Consider the following 1,982-nt stretch of genomic DNA (forward strand, 5'->3'; position numbering starts at 1 on the left):
CTTCAGTGTGCGTGCAGACAACCCTACGTTCCGATCAGCATTTGGAACATAGGTGCTTATTTGAGGATGCTTACGTCAGAGTAACAACCTGCCACCCGATTTTTTCTGTTTGCCAGATACAATTTCACAAAACGAGCGCAAATCAAGAAGCCAGTCCCTTTGCGCTGTGGTGTAGGTCTCAGCAAGTGGCTCAGGTACAACCAGTTGAAGGCGGTGGCCTCTCATTTCATCGGTTTGGGCAGTACTGATGGCTGTTTCCAGTGTCAGCAGATGCTTGTCCGGAATGCGCTCCGCTTCCGAAAGAACCTGTCTCCATCGGTCCTTACAAGTACTTTTTGCTCCCAGCATGGTCAGCAGATTGGAATCAAAAAACGGATCATGATATTCCCCTCCGCTGGGGAACAGAAAATCCGGACGGGCGCGGTTCTCTGTGGTAGCACCTCGTTGGTAGCAGATTTGCCTAGAGATAAAAATTTCTTCCAGATGGTTTTCCAGTGCATGGCCTGCCCGCGATTTCCTTCTGTTCTGCACTGACAGGGAAAAGGAAATAAAACTGTCCACATCATCACCAAACCCCTCTTTTAGGCGGTCTGTGATGAGATACTTCTCCAGTGTTCTGAACAGAACTTCCTCCTGCTCCAGCCATGCCAGCAAAACATAATCCGGATCTTCGCGGGGATTAAGATCAGGGAGTGTTTTTCTGGCATATTCTGAAAATACCCGTGTGCAAGGGAAGCTTTCACCAAAGCTTGCGAGCATGTCATCAAGAAAAGATTCGTCTTCTTCCCGGGTTACAATGCCGAGAGTTTCCAGGATTGTCTTGACCGCATGCCGGGTCCTGTTCTCTTCATCCCGAAATTCGTCTCTTACTGAAAATCCCCCATCGGACAGATTACCGAGGCCGAACAGCCACAGAATCTGGTTTGCAGCGGTGCTGCCTCCTTGGGAAATCACCACCATCAGACTGCCGTCAGGACGTTTCCCAATTATCAGTACATCTCCTTCTTCTGCATGCCGTGATACATCTGTATCAGGAAAATAAAGCCTGTACTCGCTCCGGACCGGATGGGCTTCCCTGGCGTCGTACCAGGTCATAAAGCCTTCTTCACTGACCGGTTCCCTCACATCATCAAGATAGAGGAAAACAGCAGGAAAATGCTGGCGGCCTGTGGCATGGCCGAAAATACGCCTGAGAGATCTGACACCGTTGAACTCATGCTGGTTGCTGCGGAACAGATTTACCTCAACGGCACTCAGGCATTTTGCTGCCACACCATCGAAATATTCAGACAAATAGCCTTTTTTCATCCGTATCGCCACCTATAGTGATAACAGCCTCATCAGATTGGATCCAATCAGACAGCCGCTGCGCCAGATCCTCTGGATCTGTTCGGGTTTTACCTTTCAGGACACATTCCCATACGACAGCAATACGCCAACCATTCTCCTGCAGCTTTCGAAGAACAATGCGGTCCCTTTCAATGTTTCCGCAGATCTTGGTTACCCAAAAACCTGTATTACTTGCTGGAACCCTAAACAGGTGGCAGCCATGTCCATGCCAGAAACACCCGTGTACAAAGATTACGGCATGCCATTTAGGCAGAACAATATCCGGCTTCCCAGGAAGTCTGCTGTCATGAAGACGGAACCGATATCCCCGGCGGTGCAACAGACGCCTGACCACCCGCTCCGGCTTCGTGTCTTTTCCCCGGATAGCTGCCATATTGCGGCTTCTGGCTTCCCTGCTGATCCGATCAGTCATCAGACAGTAAAACGCTGTTGCTCCGGACATTCCTCCGCCTGCTTTATTGCCATGAAATGTGGCTTCATAAGAATGGCTATCTGCCTGATAACAGGCACCACCACGGAGTTGCCGAACTGTCTGTACGCCTGTGTATCGGATACCGGGATGACAAAATCATCAGGATACCCCATGAGTCGTGCACATTCCCTTGGAGTAAGGCGCCGGGGATTTCTTCCCG

At 50.3% G+C, this 1,982-nt stretch carries 3 protein-coding genes; all 3 read right to left on the bottom strand.

Annotation, left to right across the window (positions count from 1 at the left end):
• Window positions 1–75 precede the first annotated feature (75 nt).
• On the bottom strand, window positions 76–1,308 hold the full coding sequence (locus tag ACOCD2_RS17945; RefSeq protein WP_293652819.1) for a type II restriction endonuclease: 1,233 nt from the start codon (window positions 1,306–1,308) through the stop codon (window positions 76–78).
• Window positions 1,286–1,792 carry a very short patch repair endonuclease gene (locus tag ACOCD2_RS17950; protein WP_419625854.1) on the bottom strand — a complete coding sequence of 169 codons (507 nt, stop codon included), beginning with the start codon at window positions 1,790–1,792 and terminating at the stop codon, window positions 1,286–1,288. Before ACOCD2_RS17950 ends, ACOCD2_RS17945 begins: the two co-directional genes overlap by 23 nt.
• A partial coding sequence (locus ACOCD2_RS17955; protein ID WP_419589671.1) for a DNA cytosine methyltransferase occupies window positions 1,762–1,982 on the bottom strand: 221 nt, incomplete at its 5' end. The genes ACOCD2_RS17950 and ACOCD2_RS17955, both read right to left, overlap by 31 nt.

The sequence above is a fragment of the Thiolapillus sp. genome (genome assembly GCF_048562965.1).
In the GTDB taxonomy this organism is placed as follows: Bacteria; Pseudomonadota; Gammaproteobacteria; order Chromatiales; family Chromatiaceae; genus Thiolapillus; species Thiolapillus brandeum_A.

Coding starts and splice junctions, on each gene's coding strand:
- ACOCD2_RS17945 (WP_293652819.1), bottom strand. CDS start 1,308: ATGAAAAAAGGCTATTTGTCTGAATATTTCGATGGTGTGGCAGCAAAA.
- ACOCD2_RS17950 (WP_419625854.1), bottom strand. CDS start 1,792: ATGTCCGGAGCAACAGCGTTTTACTGTCTGATGACTGATCGGATCAGC.